The organism is Micromonospora sp. LH3U1 (assembly GCF_028475105.1).
Taxonomy (GTDB): Bacteria; Actinomycetota; Actinomycetes; order Mycobacteriales; family Micromonosporaceae; genus Micromonospora.
On the sequence record NZ_CP116936.1, the window covers coordinates 1,341,302 to 1,355,640 of the forward strand.

Annotated in this window: 19 protein-coding genes; 9 read left to right on the forward strand and 10 right to left on the reverse strand. The window is 71.2% G+C overall.

All coding sequences use genetic code 11. The features are described from left to right. Positions 1-4 precede the first annotated feature (4 nt). On the forward strand, positions 5-463 hold the full coding sequence (locus PCA76_RS06240) for a rhodanese-like domain-containing protein (RefSeq protein WP_272615944.1): 459 nt from the start codon (positions 5-7) through the stop codon (positions 461-463). 36 nt (positions 464-499) lie between these two features. On the opposite strand, the gene PCA76_RS06245 is transcribed toward PCA76_RS06240, so the two are convergent. From PCA76_RS06245 to PCA76_RS06260, 4 genes are all read right to left on the reverse strand, one after another. After that, on the reverse strand, positions 500-1,228 hold the full coding sequence (locus PCA76_RS06245) for a hypothetical protein (RefSeq protein WP_272615945.1): 729 nt from the start codon (positions 1,226-1,228) through the stop codon (positions 500-502). A gap of 46 nt (positions 1,229-1,274) precedes the next feature. Then, entirely contained in the window at positions 1,275-1,664 is a 390-nt protein-coding gene (locus tag PCA76_RS06250) for a DoxX family protein (RefSeq protein WP_272615946.1), read from the reverse strand. After that, complete coding sequence (locus PCA76_RS06255) at positions 1,661-2,143, reverse strand: DUF6232 family protein (RefSeq protein ID WP_272615947.1); 483 nt, start codon at positions 2,141-2,143, stop codon at positions 1,661-1,663. Before PCA76_RS06255 ends, PCA76_RS06250 begins: the two co-directional genes overlap by 4 nt. Positions 2,144-2,242: 99 nt before the next feature. Beyond that, complete coding sequence (locus PCA76_RS06260; RefSeq protein WP_272615948.1) at positions 2,243-2,722, reverse strand: DUF6232 family protein; 480 nt, start codon at positions 2,720-2,722, stop codon at positions 2,243-2,245. Positions 2,723-2,820: 98 nt separating this feature from the next. Here PCA76_RS06260 and PCA76_RS06265 point away from each other — a divergent pair, with 98 nt between their 5' ends. After that, positions 2,821-3,594, forward strand: a complete 774-nt coding sequence (locus PCA76_RS06265) for an enoyl-CoA hydratase/isomerase family protein (protein WP_272615949.1) — start codon at positions 2,821-2,823, stop codon at positions 3,592-3,594. Between the two features lie 12 nt (positions 3,595-3,606). On the opposite strand, the gene PCA76_RS06270 is transcribed toward PCA76_RS06265, so the two are convergent. Continuing rightward, positions 3,607-4,632, reverse strand: a complete 1,026-nt coding sequence (locus PCA76_RS06270; protein WP_272615950.1) for a helix-turn-helix transcriptional regulator — start codon at positions 4,630-4,632, stop codon at positions 3,607-3,609. 186 nt (positions 4,633-4,818) lie between these two features. Here PCA76_RS06270 and PCA76_RS06275 point away from each other — a divergent pair, with 186 nt between their 5' ends. From PCA76_RS06275 to PCA76_RS06285, 3 genes are all read left to right on the forward strand, one after another. Continuing rightward, positions 4,819-6,441 carry an acetolactate synthase gene (locus tag PCA76_RS06275; protein WP_272615951.1) on the forward strand — a complete coding sequence of 541 codons (1,623 nt, stop codon included), beginning with the start codon at positions 4,819-4,821 and terminating at the stop codon, positions 6,439-6,441. A 165-nt stretch (positions 6,442-6,606) separates the two neighbouring features. Next, entirely contained in the window at positions 6,607-7,578 is a 972-nt protein-coding gene (locus PCA76_RS06280) for an ATP-binding cassette domain-containing protein (protein ID WP_272615952.1), read from the forward strand. After that, positions 7,575-8,384: an ABC transporter permease gene (locus tag PCA76_RS06285; protein WP_272615954.1), complete on the forward strand. Its 810-nt coding sequence runs from the start codon at positions 7,575-7,577 to the stop codon at positions 8,382-8,384. Before PCA76_RS06280 ends, PCA76_RS06285 begins: the two co-directional genes overlap by 4 nt. 68 nt (positions 8,385-8,452) lie before the next feature. On the opposite strand, the gene PCA76_RS06290 is transcribed toward PCA76_RS06285, so the two are convergent. Genes PCA76_RS06290 through PCA76_RS06300 form a run of 3 tightly spaced genes read right to left on the reverse strand, consistent with a single transcriptional unit; the run spans position 8,453 to position 9,591 of the window. Further along, positions 8,453-8,869: a PLD nuclease N-terminal domain-containing protein gene (locus PCA76_RS06290; protein WP_272615956.1), complete on the reverse strand. Its 417-nt coding sequence runs from the start codon at positions 8,867-8,869 to the stop codon at positions 8,453-8,455. Positions 8,870-8,896: 27 nt separating this feature from the next. Continuing rightward, positions 8,897-9,202: a DUF202 domain-containing protein gene (locus PCA76_RS06295; RefSeq protein ID WP_272615957.1), complete on the reverse strand. Its 306-nt coding sequence runs from the start codon at positions 9,200-9,202 to the stop codon at positions 8,897-8,899. Beyond that, positions 9,199-9,591, reverse strand: a complete 393-nt coding sequence (locus PCA76_RS06300) for a YidH family protein (protein ID WP_272615959.1) — start codon at positions 9,589-9,591, stop codon at positions 9,199-9,201. The genes PCA76_RS06295 and PCA76_RS06300 overlap by 4 nt, the downstream gene beginning before the upstream one ends. Positions 9,592-9,632: 41 nt before the next feature. On the opposite strand from PCA76_RS06300, the gene PCA76_RS06305 reads away from it, so the two are divergent. The 4 genes from PCA76_RS06305 (at position 9,633) to PCA76_RS06320 (ending at position 12,781) form a co-directional block, all read left to right on the forward strand. Then, a complete protein-coding gene (locus PCA76_RS06305; protein ID WP_272615960.1) occupies positions 9,633-10,430 on the forward strand; it encodes a GNAT family N-acetyltransferase in 798 nt (265 codons plus the stop codon). Continuing rightward, entirely contained in the window at positions 10,427-10,840 is a 414-nt protein-coding gene (locus PCA76_RS06310; protein ID WP_272615961.1) for a hypothetical protein, read from the forward strand. The genes PCA76_RS06305 and PCA76_RS06310 overlap by 4 nt, the downstream gene beginning before the upstream one ends. 187 nt (positions 10,841-11,027) lie before the next feature. Next, positions 11,028-11,807 (forward strand): electron transfer flavoprotein subunit beta/FixA family protein, encoded by a 780-nt coding sequence (locus PCA76_RS06315; protein ID WP_272615962.1) that lies wholly within the window; start codon positions 11,028-11,030, stop codon positions 11,805-11,807. A 14-nt stretch (positions 11,808-11,821) separates the two neighbouring features. Beyond that, on the forward strand, positions 11,822-12,781 hold the full coding sequence (locus PCA76_RS06320) for an electron transfer flavoprotein subunit alpha/FixB family protein (protein WP_272615964.1): 960 nt from the start codon (positions 11,822-11,824) through the stop codon (positions 12,779-12,781). Between the two features lie 98 nt (positions 12,782-12,879). On the opposite strand, the gene PCA76_RS06325 is transcribed toward PCA76_RS06320, so the two are convergent. Together PCA76_RS06325 and PCA76_RS06330 are read right to left on the reverse strand one after the other, a co-directional pair. Beyond that, entirely contained in the window at positions 12,880-13,713 is an 834-nt protein-coding gene (locus PCA76_RS06325) for an anti-sigma factor (protein WP_272615965.1), read from the reverse strand. Next, positions 13,667-14,269: an RNA polymerase sigma factor gene (locus PCA76_RS06330; protein ID WP_272615966.1), complete on the reverse strand. Its 603-nt coding sequence runs from the start codon at positions 14,267-14,269 to the stop codon at positions 13,667-13,669. Before PCA76_RS06330 ends, PCA76_RS06325 begins: the two co-directional genes overlap by 47 nt. Positions 14,270-14,339 lie beyond the last annotated feature (70 nt).

Genomic DNA, 14,339 nt, shown 5'->3' on the forward strand with positions numbered 1-14,339 from the left:
GTGCATGACCTTCACCTTCGCGGTCCCGCCGGCCGATTCGGCCGCCGCCGCCGCCCACTTCCTCAGCCGGCTCAGCGTCGAGACCGACGTCAGTGACGTGCATGCCGATTTGTCCGCCCGTACCCCGGGTCTGGTGGTGGTCGATTCCCGGGGCGCGGCGGCCTGGACACAGGGGCACCTTCCGGGCGCGGTGCACCTGCCCACCGCCGAGATCGCGACCCGGGCCGCGGAGTTGATCCCGTCCGGCTCGGCGGTGGTCACCTACTGCTGGGGGCCGGGCTGCAACGGCGCGACCCGCGCAGCGTTGGAGTTCGCCCGGCTCGGCCACCCGGTCAAGGAGATGCTCGGCGGGTTCGAGTACTGGGTGCGGGAAGGGCTGCCGGTGGTGACGGAGACCGGGCTGACCCGGCGTCCGGTGGACGACCTGACCGCGCCGACCGCCACGATCACCTGCGACTGCTGATCCGACTGCCGATCAGAGGCGCGGGCAGGCGAGGGCTCAGCCGGCGGGTTCGTCGCTGAGTTTCTCGCCGCGCCGGCGCAGCATGCCCAGGCCGGGGATGCCGGCCACGGCGAGCTTGAGGTCGCGGGTGACGTCCAGCAGGTCGTGTAGATCGGGCCCGACCCGGTCGAGGGTGGCAAGGATCGGCAGGATGTCGGCGGTCAGGTGTTCCTTGAGCTTGGGCAGCTCGTCGATCAGGTGGATCGCCGCGGTGATCTCCTCGTGGCTCAGCTCCTCGACGAACCTCCCGGCCATCGGGGCGGCCCGCCGCAGAGCCGGCTCGTACGCCGAGAGCAGCTCGGCCGCTGTGGCGGCGGCCTCCGCAGCGGTGCCCACGGTGACGGCGGCCCGGCCGGCCACGGTCTCGGCCTCGGTGACCACCGTGCCGGCGACCCGGGCGACCTGCTCGGCCTCCCGGACGACCACGGCGGCGGCAGTGGCCACCTCGGTGGCCGTGTCGATGGCGGTCGTCGCGGCGGCGCTGATGACGGCCACCTCGCGGACCGCCCCCTCGGCGTCGGTGAGCACCTGATCCGTCCGGTCCAGGGTCGTCTCGATCCGATCCACCACGCCGTTGATCCGGGCCAGCAACGCCTCCACCCCGTCCAGCACCGCGAACGCGCGGGCGGGCACTGCGGCGAACGAGGCGGCCGAGCCGAGCGTCTGGTCGAGAGCGGAGCGGGTCAGGCCGACCAGGGCGGCCGGTGTGGGGAGGGGAATCGCCATGGGATCAAGTGTGCGTCGGCCGCGCCGCAACCGCTCGACGGAGTTGTCAGCGTGGCGCTGAGCCGGTCGTGTCGGCGCGGGCGACGCGCAGGGCCCACCAGATCAGTGGCACCTGCATCGGCACCCGGCCGTAGGCGATGGCACGCCTCGCCGGCCGCCGGTGCCGCCAGTCCACCGCCATCTTCACGTTCGCCGGCAGCACGGCGATGAAGAGAGCGGCTGCGGCCTGACCGCCGGCCCGTCGGGTGGCCGGGTTCGCCACCGCCGCCGCCACCGCCAGTTCGGCGACCCCGCTGGCGTACGTCCAGAATCGAGCGGGGCCGGGCAGCGCGCTCGGCACGATCGGGTCGTAGAAGCTGGGGCGCAGCAGGTGGGTGACGCCGGCCGTGGCGAGCAGCCCGGCCAGCGCGACGGCCTCGCCGCGACGGGTGGTCATCGATGGTCCCCCTGCTGTTCGACGGCGCGTTGCACGGCCCGGTAGATCTGCCCGAACCGTAGCGCGTCCGGGGTGCGCACCAGCAGATCCTCCCGGCCGTGGTGCTGCACCCACAGCTCGTGCACATGGTTGCCGCGCTCGTAGGAGCGGTCCAGCCAGCCCAGGGGGATCTCCAGGAACGGGGTCAACGCCAACGCCCCCACCGCGCAGGCGGCGAGGATGATCAGCGCCAGCTTCCAGTTGCCCCGGTCCTGTGCCGACCAGGCCAGCGACAGCACGCAGACCACCGCGACCAGCGGCGGCAGCGAGAGCAGCAGGACCAGGACACCGCGACCCAACACCCGGCCCCGCACGGCGAGGGACGTGGGCCCGCGCGCGTGCCAGACGAACGTCACGTCGGACAGGGCGATCACGTGACCGCCCGCCCGGATCGACTCGGAGGTCACCTGCACCGCGTCGTCCCGGTAATAGAGGGTCATCACTAAGCCTAACCACCGGCAGGCAACCCTCGCCTCGCAGAGGCAAGCACCTTGGCGCCCTGCTGTGGGACGAGCCGATCAGGCCCGACCCGGGGGTGGCTAGCGGCGGATGCCGGGGCGGGCCGGTTGGCTGTGCTCGACCGCGCGCTGCACCGCCCGGTAGATCTGACCGAAGCGCAGCGCGTCGCCGGTGTGCAGCAACCGCACCGGCTGGCCGCGCCAACGGGCCCAGATCTCCAGTTGGCGGCTGCCCCGGGCGTACGAGCGGTCCATGTGTTCGAAGAGGAAGTCGGCGACCGGCCCGACGGCCAACCCGACCAGCACCGACGCGCCGACGATCGCGATCGTCACGGTGGGCGAGCGGTGCAGCCAGACGGCCACGCCGATGCCCAGGACCGCCGCGACCAGTGGACCGGCCAGTGCGGCGCCGATCGCGCCCCGCCCCACGAGCACGCGCCAGGATCGGGTGCCGCGGCGGTGCCAGATCATGGTGATGTCGGCCAGCGCGTAGCTGCGGCCGTCGACCGAGATGGTGGTGGAGGTGACCTGCACGGACCTGTCGTCGAAATACGTGATCATTGCTGGACTCCCGCCCACGGGGCTGACACCACACTACTTACCCAAACGAGCCGGGTCGTAAGGTTGGCACGCGACTTCGACGAGGAAGTGAGGGCAGCGTGGGCGAGTTCGTTCGGCTGGAGATCAAGGACGGCATCGGCACCATCCGGCTGGAGCGGCCGCCGATGAACGCGCTCAACACCCAGGTGCAGGAGGAGTTGCGGGCCGCCGCCACGGCGGCCACCGCCGACCCCGACGTCCGCGCCGTCATCGTGTACGGCGGGGAGAAGGTCTTCGCCGCCGGTGCGGACATCAAGCAGATGGCGGAGATGTCCTACGTGGACATGGCCGACCGGGCCGCGAACCTGTCCAGCGCGCTCGGCGCGATCGCCCGGATTCCCAAGCCGGTGGTCGCCGCGATCACCGGGTACGCCCTCGGTGGTGGCTGCGAGCTGGCGTTGGCCTGCGACTGGCGGGTGGTCGCCGAGGACGCCAAGCTCGGCCAGCCGGAGATCAAGCTGGGCATCATCCCCGGCGCGGGCGGCACTCAGCGGCTTGCCCGCCTGGTCGGCCCGGCCCGTGCCAAGGACCTGATCATGTCCGGGCGGATGGTGGACGCGCAGGAGGCGCTGCGGATCGGCCTCGCCGACCGGGTCGCCCCAGCGGCCGAGGTGTACGACACGGCCGTCGCGCTGATCACTCCGTACCTCACCGGGCCTGTGCAGGCGCTGCGCGCGGCGAAGCTGGCGGTCGACGGCGGCCTGGACATGGACCTGAACTCGGGCCTGGCCTGGGAGAGTCAGCTCTTCGCGGCGCTGTTCGCCACCGACGACCGTCGTGAGGGCATGGCGGCCTTCGTCGAGAAGCGCAAGCCGGGCTTCACCGGCCGCTGACCGACCCGAGGGTCAGACCCAGCCGCGCCGGACCGCTTCCATCCCGGCCTGGAAGCGGGTCTCGGCACCGACCAGGGCCATGATCCGGTGGACGTGCCGGTGCACGGTTCGGACGCTCCAGCCCAGGGTGCGGGCGATCCGCTCGTCGGTGGCACCGCCGGCCAGCAGGCCGACCAGTTCGATGTCGCGGTCGGTGAGCCGGTCCGGGTGTGCCTCGGCGGTCGGGTTGCTCGCGCCGGGGGCCGGGTCGACCGGTCCGTTCCGCCCGCTGCCGATGGACCGGTTGATGGCGACGGCCCGCTCCCAGAGCGCCTCGAACAGCCCGCCGACCGCGTCCAGCAGCGACGACGGGTGCACCAGGTATGCGGTGTCGGTCAGCTGCCCGGCCGCCATGACGGGGATGACCGCGAACCTGTCGTCGCAGAGCAACATCTTCATCGGCACGTTGCTGGCGACCCGGGCGCGTTCGCCGGACTGGATGCCCCGCCAGATCTCCGCCATCCGCCCCGGGATGGCCAGCGCCGACCGGTCGTAGATCACCCGATAGGTCAGGCCACGGTCGGCGAGCTGCTGGGTCTCCTCACTGTTGCCGCTGGCTGGATTGTCCAGATAGGGCGGCCGGTCCATGCCGCGGATCTGCACCCGCGCCTCACGTTGCAGTCGGACGAGGGTGGCCCGGAGGTTCGCGGCGCCCTCGATGACCTCGACCAGCTCCGCCGGGTGCCGGCCCGGCCCCTCGCGCCGTCGGATGTCCTTGGCCAACTCGTCGGCGTGGCTACGGAGGCGAAGCAGGTCGCGCTCCTGCTCGGCGATCAGGAAGTTGGCGACCTGGTCGGGTGACGTCGCCGCGTAGCGGGCGGGACGTCCGGGTAGCCGGCTGGCCAGACCGCGGTCGACCAGGCGGCTCAGCGTGCGGGTCAGCTGTGCCCGGGAGAGCGCGACGTCGCCGAGGAGATCGCTCAGGGTCGCCTGCCGGCGCCGGGCCAGCGCCTCGTACACGAGCCCTTCGGGCTCGGGCACGCCCACCGCATGCCACATCCGAAGCCTCCGTCGGAAACCGGCCAGCTGTCCGAAAAATGAATGTCCCGGGACATTGTCCGCCCTTTCGCGCCCGTGCCAAGATCGCCCCTCGACGTACGCCGAATTCGTGTCACGGGGCCACGGTCGGGGCTGCAGGTGACTGGCCGGTAACCTGTGATTCCGGCCACGGACGATGGGAGCGACATGACGGAGCGGATCGAGGGTCACGGCGGCGAGTTGGCGCTCGCGGCACTACGCGCGCACGGCGTACGGGAGATGTTCACGCTGTCCGGCGGGCACGTCTTCCCGCTCTACGACGCCGCGTACAAGAGCGACTTCCCGATCTACGACGTCAGGCACGAGCAGTCCGCGGTCTTCGCCGCCGAGGCGGTGGCCAAGCTGCAGCGTCGCCCCGGCCTCGCCGTGCTCACCGCCGGCCCCGGAGTCACCAACGGCATCTCCGGTATGACCAGCGCGTTCTTCAACGCCTCCCCGGTGCTGGTGCTCGGGGGCCGCGCGCCCGCGTTCCGCTGGGGCTCCGGCAGCCTGCAGGAGATGGACCACCTGCCGCTGGTCGCCCCGGTCACCAAGTACGCCGAGACGGTGTTCAGCACCGACGACATCCCGCGCGCGGTGGGCGCCGCGCTCAACGCCGCGCTCACCCCGCACCGCGGCCCGGCCTTCCTCGACTTCCCGCTCGAGACGGTCTTCTCGATCGCGGAGGCCGACCTGCCCGCCGTGACGGGCGTCGACCCGGTCGTGCCGGACCCGGAGGAGGTCGGCCGCGCCGCGATGCTCATCGCCGGGGCGCAGCGACCGGTCATCATCGCCGGCTCCGACGTGTACGCGGGCGACGCGGTCGCCGCACTGCGCGAGGCCGCCGAGGCGTTGCAGGTGCCGGTCTTCACCAACGGCATGGGTCGCGGTTCGCTCCCACCGGAGCACCCGCTCGCGTTCGCGAAGGCCCGCCGGGCCGCGCTCTCCGGCGCCGACGTGGTCGTGGTGGTCGGCACCCCGCTGGACTTCCGGCTCAGCTTCGGTGACTTCGGTGACGCCAAGGTGGTGCACATCGTCGACGCGCCCACCCAGCGGGCGACGCACGTGCAGCCGGCCGCCGCTCCCGCCGGTGACCTGCGCCTGATCCTCTCCGCGCTCGCCGACCACGCCGGCGACCGGGCCGACCACGCCGACTGGATCGCCGACCTGCGGGTCACCGAGGACGCGGCGAAGGCTCGGGACGCCGCGGAGATGGCTGCCGAGACCGACCCGATCCGCCCGGCCCGGATCTACGGCGAGCTGCGCCGGGTGCTGGCCCGCGACGCGATCACCATCGGTGACGGCGGCGACTTCGTGTCGTACGCCGGGCGGTACCTGGAGCCGGCGCAGCCCGGCACCTGGCTGGACCCGGGCCCGTACGGCTGCCTGGGCACCGGCATGGGCTACGCCATGGGGGCCCGGGTCAGTCACCCGGACCGGCAGATCTGCGTGCTGATGGGCGACGGTGCCGCAGGCTTCTCGCTGATGGACGTCGAGTCGCTGGTCCGCCAGAAGCTGCCGGTGGTGATCGTCGTCGGCAACAATGGCATCTGGGGGCTGGAGAAGCACCCGATGCGGGCCATGTACGGCTACGACGTGGCCGCCGACCTGCAGCCGGAGCTGCGCTACGACACGGTGGTCAGCGCGCTCGGCGGGGCGGGGGAGACGGTCGCGAAGGCCGCCGACCTGGGTCCGGCCCTGCAGCGGGCGTTCGACGCCGGAGTGCCGTACCTGGTCAACGTGCTCACCGACCCGACCGACGCGTACCCCCGGTCGTCGAACCTGGCCTGAGTCGCACCCGCCGCCGTCGCCCCCCAGCGGGCGGCGGCGGTCGCGTCTCTGCGCAGCTAAATCAGCGGAATCTTAGCGCCAGCCGTCGTACCGTCGTCCCGGGATCGGCGGGATGTCAGCCTGTCGCCCATGGTGGCCCCACCACCGGAGACGACAGGAGCTGCGATGGACTACGCGATCCGGGCCGAGGGCCTGGTGCGGCGTTTCGGCGTCACCACCGCCCTCGCCGGCGTCGATCTGGCGGTTCCGACCGGGACCGTCTTCGGACTGCTCGGGCCGAACGGCGCCGGCAAGACCACCGCGGTACGGGTGCTCGCCACCCTGCTGCGCGCCGATGAGGGGCACGCCACGGTGGGCGGGTTCGACGTCGTGCGCGACGCCCACCGGGTGCGCCAGCTGATCGGTCTGACCGGCCAGTACGCCTCGGTCGACGAAACCCTGACCGGCGCGGAGAACCTGCTGTTGATCGGCCGACTGCTCGGGCTGAGCAGGTCCGACGCCAAGCAGCGCGCCCGCCAACTGCTCGCCGACTTCCAGCTCAGCGACGCGGCGGATCGGGCCGCCAAGACCTTCTCCGGTGGGATGCGTCGCCGACTGGACCTTGCCGCCAGCCTGGTGGGTCGACCGCAGGTGCTCTTCCTCGACGAGCCGACCACCGGCCTGGACCCGCGCAGCCGCAACGACCTGTGGGACATGGTCCGCACCCTGGTCTCCGACGGTGTGACGGTGCTGCTCACCACTCAGTATCTGGACGAGGCCGACCAGCTCGCCGGGGAGATCGCCGTGGTGGACCACGGCCGTGTGATCGCCCAGGGCACGCCGGAGGAGCTGAAGGCCAAGACCGGCGGGCAGACCCTCACCGTACGGCCGGTCGACATGACCGACCTGGGCACCGTGACCGCCATCGTCGGCGAGGTGTCCGGTGTGACCCCCGAGGTGACCCAGACCGCCGCCACCGTCGCCGTGAACGATCCGGGTGTCCTGCGCGCGGTGGTCAACCGCCTCGATGCCGCCGCGATCCCGGTCGCCGAGCTGGCGCTACGCGGTGCCAGCCTGGACGAGGTCTTCCTCTCGCTCACCGGCCACCGGGCCGAGGATTCGTCGGCCAAGTCCGATCTGGAAAGGACTCCGGCATGACCTCTGCCACCCTCCCCGCCCGGCTGGCACCGGCCCGCCGGCTCAGCCCGGCCGCTGGGCTGCGGCACACCTTCACGCTGGCCTGGCGCAGCCTGGTGCAGATCAAGCACAACCCGATGGAGCTAGTCGACCTGAGCATTCAGCCGGTGATGTTCGTGCTGCTGTTCACCTACGTCTTCGGCACCGCCATCGCCGGATCGTCCAGTGAGTACCTCACCTTTATGCTGCCCGGCATCATGGTGCAAAATGCGCTCTTCGCCACCATGACGACCGGGTTCGGGTTGAACAACGACCTCACCAAGGGCGTGTTCGACCGGCTCCGGGCGCTGCCCATCGCCCGGTGGGCGCCGCTGGCTGGCCGGATCCTCGCCGACACCGTCAAGCAGGCCTGGTCGATCGCGCTGCTGCTGGGTGTCGGGTCGATCCTTGGTTTCCGGGTCGGCAACGGGCTGCTCGGGGTGGTCGGGGCGTTCGCCTTGCTGCTGGCGTTCACGCTGGCCGTGTCCTGGATCTCGGTGCTGGTCGGCGTCCTGGTGAGCGAGCCGGACAAGGTGCAGATCTTCGGCTTCACGGTGATCTTCCCGCTGACGTTCACCAGCAACATCTTCGTGCCGACCGACCGGATGCCGGGCTGGTTGCAGAGCTGGGTCGAGGTCAACCCGGTGACCGTGGTGGCCGACGCGCTGCGCGGGCTCCTGGTCAGTGGTCCGGTAGCCAGCCCGGTGCTCCAGACACTGCTCTGGGGCTCCGGCATCGCGGTGATCTTCGCGCCGTTGGCGGTGCGCGCGCTCAGGCGACGAGTGTGACCCGCTGCACCTCGTCCAGCTGATCCAGGCGCGCCTCCCGGCCGTCCACGGCATGACGGGCGGCGTGCTCACACCTCCGGGCGGTCACCCTCGCGTGGCGGCTCGCCGTCGCGGTGGCGCAGGTCGTCCTCGCGCCGGCGGAGGTCCTCCTCCCAGCGGCGGAAGAGCTCCTGGTCCTGCTGCTTGGCGCGGTCCTGCACGGAGCGCAGGAACTCCGGGTCGTCGTCGGGGGCGAGTGGCCGGGGGCGCTGCCGCTCGGCGGGGCCGGGGACTCCCGGCCAGCCCTTGCGGGCGCCGGAGCTGGGCTGCCGGCCGGCGAGGAACCAGGCGATCGAGCCGACCAGCGGGAAGAACAAGATGATCAGCACCCAGGCGATCCGGGGCAGGGCGCGAATCTGGCCCTCCTCGGCGGAGAGGCAACTGATCAGTGCGCAGACGGCGAGGACAATCTGCACCAGGAAGAGGAGTACGCCAAGCCGGGCCATGCACCCATGATGACTCACCGGATCGCGTCACCCTAGTCCGCGAAGAACCAGCAGCACTCCCAGTAGTGCGAGCCCCATGGTGCCGAGCGCGACCAGTGGCAGTGTCCGGCCGCCGGTGCGGGCTGAACCGGTGCCGGTGCCCCGGGGCCAGCAGAGCACCAGCAGGGCGCCCCACAGCAGAACGGTGACGCCGGCGACCAGTGCCCCGACCGGGTCTCCGGCCGACGCCAGCCGGACGGTGAGCGCGGTCACCACGGTCAGCGTCAGCAGGGTGCGCCGCCAGGCCAGCCGGGTCCGCTCCGGTTGTAGCCCCGGGTCGCGTCCGGCGCTCACCGTCCCCCGATCGCCCGGACCAGCACCGCGATCACCAGCAGCACCGCGCCGGCACCGACGGCGAGGGCGAGGACGGCGGGGAAGCGGGAGGCGGGCAGCTCCTCACCGAGCCGGATGGCCCGCTCGGTACGCGCCCAGTGGTCCACGGCGCGGACCGCGACGACGCCGCCGAGCAACAGCAGCACGACCGCGATGATCTCCCGCAGGTGGTTGACCGCCAGCGGTGGCAGGAACTGCGCGGCGGCCAACCCGCCGCCGACCAGCGCCAGGCTGGTACGCAGCCAGGCGAGGAAGGTCCGCTCGTTGGCCAGCGAGAACCGGTAGTCCGGTGTCTCGCCGACGGCCCGCAAATCCGCCGGGTCGAACCAACGCCTGATCGCCTCCCACACGGTGCCGATTATCCGCTTCCCCTCCCGCTTAGCCTGGGTCGGTGACTGATCTCGACGTGATGACGCTGCGCACCGCCTACGACAACCAACTCCGTCCGGACATCCCCGACCCGGTCCCGGCCGGGGTGACGGTGGAGCGGGACGGGCCGTTGGTCCGGATCGTCGGGCTCGACGCTGGCGGGTTCCTCACCTACCGCGACCTGGGCGGGCTGACCGGCGACGCGTTGGACGAGCTGGTCTCTCGGCAGGTGGAGCTGTTCCGCCAGCGCGGCCAGTCGGTCGAGTGGAAGACCTACGCGCACGACGAACCCGCGGACCTGGCGGACCGCCTCCGCGCCGCCGGCTTCGTGCCAGAGGACCCGGAGACCGTCGTGGTCGGGCCGGTCGCCCCGTTGGCCGCCGCGCTGCCGGTCGCCCCCGAGGGGGTACGCCTTCGTGAGGTGACCTCCCGGGCCGACCTGGAGCGGATCGCCGCCATGGAGGAGGAGGTCTGGCAGGCGGACCGCTCGCACCTGGTGTGGGGGCTGGCGAAGGAGATCGACGCCGACCCGCACTCGATCACCGTGGTGGTGGCCGAGGCGGGGGAGACGGTGGTGAGCGCCGGTTGGGTGCGCTTCCCGTCGAACACCGGATTCGCCACCCTGTGGGGTGGGTCCACCCTGCCGCAGTGGCGTCGCAAGGGCATCTACCGTGCGCTGGTCACCTACCGGGCACGGCTGGCCGAGCAGCGGGGCCGGACGCTGTTGCAGGTCGACGCCTCCGAGGACAGCCGACCGATCCTCCAGCGACTCGGCCTCGTCCCGATCACCACGACGACCCCGTACGTCTACACTCCGTGATCATGGAGCAGCGGTTGACGGACGAGGAGCGGCTGACCCTCAAGACCGGTGCCTTCGGTGCTGTCTTCCTGGTCTCCAACGCCGACCCGGGGGTGCTGGGGGTGATCCGGGAGAGCATCGCCGCGTCCGGCGCGCTCGCCGACGCCAGCGGAACGGTCAAGGAGGCGCTGACCACCGGCCCGCTGCCGCGGCTTCCCCGGGACTCGCAGTTGGAGATCGAGTCGGTGGTGCTGCCGGCGCTGCGTGAGGCGGTGCGGATCCTGAGCGAGAAGTCACCGCCGGACGTGGAGGCGTACCGCTCGGTGGTGTTGACCGCGGCGGACCGGGTGGCCCGGGCGCACGACGGGGTTGCGCCCACCGAGGCGGCGGCCATCGAGCAGATCCGGGGCGCGTTGTACGAGCTGGCCTGATCGTTGACCGGTCGGTGAGCTGTGTCACTCTGTGTGCCTCGGGAGTGCAACCTACTGGCAGGTAACATTGCGTCGTGGGCAACTGCACAGCAGCCCGCGGTTGACCTGGCGTCGACCGACGCGCGACGCTGCGCCCCATACCGGGCGAGCGAATCGCCACACCACACAGGAGGGTCGTCGAAGCGCGATGAATATCGTCGTACTCGTCAAGCAGGTGCCTGATTCGGGCGCGGACCGCAACCTGCGCAGTGACGACAACACCGTCGACCGCGGTTCGGCGAACAACGTGATCAATGAGATGGACGAGTACGCCATCGAGGAGGCGCTGAAGATCAAGGAGGCGCACGGTGGCGAGGTCACCATCCTGACCATGGGTCCGGACCGGGCGACCGAGTCGATCCGCAAGGCGCTCTCCATGGGCCCGGACAAGGCCGTACATGTGGTGGACGACGCCCTGCACGGCTCCTGCGCCGTCGCCACCTCGAAGGTGATCGCCGCCGCGCTCGGTCAGCTGAATGCCGACCTGGTGATCTGCGGCGCCGAGTCCACCGACGGTCGGGTCCAGGTCCTGCCGCACATGATCGCCGAGCGACTGGGCGTCGCGGCGCTCACCGGCGCCCGCAAGCTCACCGTCGACGGTGCCACGCTGACCGTCGAGCGGCAGACCGAGGAGGGGTACGAGGTGGTCACCGCCTCCACCCCGGCCGTGGTCTCCGTCTGGGACACCATCAACGAGCCGCGCTACCCCTCCTTCAAGGGCATCATGGCCGCCAAGAAGAAGCCGGTGCAGACGTTCTCCCTGGCCGACCTCGGCGTCGCGTCCGCCGAGGTGGGCTTCGATGGTGCCACCAGCGCCGTCATCGAGCACACCAAGCGCCCGCCGCGCTCCGGCGGTGCCAAGATCACCGATGAGGGCGAGGGCGGCGTCAAGCTGGTCGAGTTCCTCGCCACCGAAAAGTTCGTGTGAGAGCGGGTCTGGACATGTCTGAGGTTCTCGTCGTCGTCGAAGCCACCAAGGAATTCGGCGTCAAGAAGGTCACCCTGGAGATGCTCACCCTCGCCCGCGCGCTGGGCACCCCGAGCGCGGTGGTGCTCGGCGGAGCTGGCGCCGCGGAGGCGCTGAGCGGCAAGTTGGGCGAGTACGGCGCGGAGAAGATCTACGCCGCCGAGGGTGACGAGATCGACGGCTACCTGGTGGCCCCCAAGGCCACCGTGCTGGCCGAACTGGTCAAGCGGGTGCAGCCGGCCGCCGTGCTGCTGGCCTCGGCCCAGGAGGGCAAGGAGATCGCCGCGCGGCTCGCCGTCAAGCTCGACAACGGCATCCTGACCGACGTGGTCGGCCTGGACGCCGACGGCACCGCGACCCAGATCGCCTTCGCCGGCTCCACCATCGTCAAGTCCAAGGTCACCAAGGGCCTGCCGCTGGTCACCGTCCGGCCCAACTCGGTCACCCCCTCCCCGGCGGCGGCCACCCCGGCGATCGAGCAGCTCACCGTGTCGGTCACCGACACCGACAAGCTGGCCAAGGTCGTCGAGCGGGTCGCCGAGCAGAAGGGCTCCCGCCCCGAGCTGACCGAGGCCGGCGTGGTCGTCTCCGGTGGTCGTGGTGTCGGTAACGCCGACAACTTCAAGCTGGTCGAGGAACTGGCCGACCTGCTCGGCGGCGCCGTCGGCGCGTCCCGGGCGGCTGTCGACTCCGGCTTCTACCCGCACCAGTTCCAGGTGGGCCAGACCGGCAAGACGGTCTCCCCGCAGCTCTACGTCGCGCTCGGCATCTCCGGTGCCATCCAGCACCGGGCCGGCATGCAGACCTCGAAGACCATCGTCGCGGTCAACAAGGACGGCGAGGCGCCGATCTTCGAGCTGGCCGACTTCGGCGTGGTGGGCGACCTGTTCAAGATCGTCCCGCAGGCCGCGGAGGAGATCCGCAAGCGCAAGTGACCCTGCGACAAGAACAGTGGCCGCCCACGTACCGTGGGCGGCCACTTCTTTTCGTAAAGAGCTGATCGGCGGGCCGGGGAGCTGATCCGGCCCGCCGATCAGCCCGTCAGGGTGCCCCTCAACAGGCTGTCGCCGGAGTGCCGGGTGTTGTTGTCGAATTGCTCTGCGGAGACGTCGACCACCGAGTAGCTCTTGAGGTCGACATTCGGAGGTAGGGGCAGGAGGGCATCCGAGCCGCCACCGAGGGTGCCGACCGAGAACATCTTCATCGTCGTCGGATTGATGAGCCAGACCTCGTAATACCCCGGGACGCTCGGGAGATTCGCCACATGCAGATGTAATTGGCCGTCCTGGAGAATCCGGGCGTCACCCTTGGCCGCTGGTGGCGTCGATCCGTACGCCGCCAGCGGCGCGCTCGCCACCACCACCTGCGTCGGAGTGGGTGCCGGGTCGTCCGGTCGCAGCACGGAAACCGTGCCCACCACACCGACCGCCGCGGCGGCGGCCGCGGTCACCGCGGAGGTAGCCCAGCGGGACCAGCCACGGCCCCGGCGGGACCGGCGCGCCGAATCCAGCCGGCTGACCGACGACTCGGCCGTCGTGCCGGTGGTCGACTCGACGGTCGTGCCGGGGGCCCGCACGGCCGTCGCGGTGCTGATCTGCTCGGGCACCTGCTGCCGACGGGTCTCGGTCAGCGACGGCAGGGCCTCCGCCGCTCTGACCTGGGCGGCGATGCCCTGCCAGACGTGCTCCGGCGGGTCGGGCAGGTCAGTCAGACCCTGCGTCTCGGCGCCGAGCCCAGCCACCCGCTGGAGGGTCGCCAACTCCAGGCGGCAGTGCGCGCAGGTGCCGAGGTGGGTGCTCTCCCCGTTGTCCGCCTCGCTCTCACCGAGCGCCAGAAAGACCAGCCGGTCGTGCTCCAGGTGCTGCACCGTCCACCTCCCATCTGCGTTTCAAGCTCGCCATGCCGCGCCGGATGTGGCTCTTCACGGTGCCCAACGGCACTCCGGTCACCGTGGCTATCTGCTGGTGTGTCAGGTCGTCGTAGAAGGCCAACTCCAACATGCGCCGCTGGTCGTCCGGGAGACGGGCCAGCTCGTCGGCGATCACCAACCGGTCCACCACCCGATCCGGGTCGGGGCTGGTCTGTGCCGGCTCGGGCAGCTGCCGGACCGTCTCCACCACCCGGGTCTCCCGGGCCGACGCGCGCATCCGGTCGATCACCTTTCGCCGGCCGATGCCGAGCAGCCAGCCGATCAGCGAACCCTTGGCTGGATCGAAGGTGTCCCTTCCCAGCCAGGCGGCAACGAACGTCGCCTGGGTCACGTCCTCGGCGTCGGCGCGGTTGGCCAGCATGGAGGTGGCCAGGTGGAGCACGGCACGGCCATACCGGTCGTACGCCTCGCGGAGCGCCACCTCGTCACCCGCGCGGAAGCGGAGGTCGAGGTCGTCCACCGGAGGGTCCGGTTCTTGTTGGAGGGCCGTCATCGGGCGGCTCGCCTTCGATGGGGCATACCCGACTGTAGCTGCCACAGCCTTCGCCCCACTCTCCCGGTCG